Origin of the sequence: Kurthia sp. Dielmo, from assembly GCF_000307285.2 — a bacterium.
Classification (GTDB): domain Bacteria; phylum Bacillota; class Bacilli; order Bacillales_A; family Planococcaceae; genus Kurthia; species Kurthia populi.
Window position 1 is genome coordinate 1 of record NZ_CAEP01000212.1, and the last position, 405, is coordinate 405.

Annotated in this window: 4 tRNA genes; all 4 read left to right on the forward strand. The window is 46.4% G+C overall.

The window, feature by feature from the left end:
• Nucleotides 1-5 precede the first annotated feature (5 nt).
• The 4 genes from KTHG_RS00300 (at nt 6) to KTHG_RS00315 (ending at nt 403) form a co-directional block, all read left to right on the forward strand.
• Nucleotides 6-81: transfer RNA gene (locus KTHG_RS00300), tRNA-Thr, on the forward strand.
• A gap of 27 nt (nt 82-108) precedes the next feature.
• A tRNA-Lys gene (locus KTHG_RS00305) sits at nt 109-184 on the forward strand.
• Nucleotides 185-194: 10 nt separating this feature from the next.
• Nucleotides 195-279, forward strand: a tRNA-Leu gene (locus tag KTHG_RS00310).
• A gap of 52 nt (nt 280-331) precedes the next feature.
• Nucleotides 332-403: transfer RNA gene (locus KTHG_RS00315), tRNA-Gly, on the forward strand.
• The last annotated feature ends 2 nt before the right edge of the window (nt 404-405 follow it).

Below are 405 nucleotides of genomic sequence, written 5' to 3' on the forward strand. Positions count from 1 at the left end.
ATTATGCCGGTGTAGCTCAGTTGGTAGAGCAACTGACTTGTAATCAGTAGGTCGAGGGTTCGACTCCTTTCGCCGGCACCATATTTAAATCACAATTTAATTTATTGTGAGTCATTAGCTCAGTTGGTAGAGCATCTGACTTTTAATCAGAGGGTCGCTGGTTCGAATCCTGCATGACTCACCATTTTTCTAACGCGGGTGTGGCGGAATTGGCAGACGCACTAGACTTAGGATCTAGCGCCGCAAGGCGTGGGGGTTCGACTCCCTTCACCCGCACCATTTTATTTTAAAACTTTATATTGCCAGATTAAAAAAATAATCTTTGCATAATGCGGAAGTAGTTCAGTGGTAGAACATCACCTTGCCAAGGTGGGGGTCGCGAGTTCGAACCTCGTCTTCCGCTCC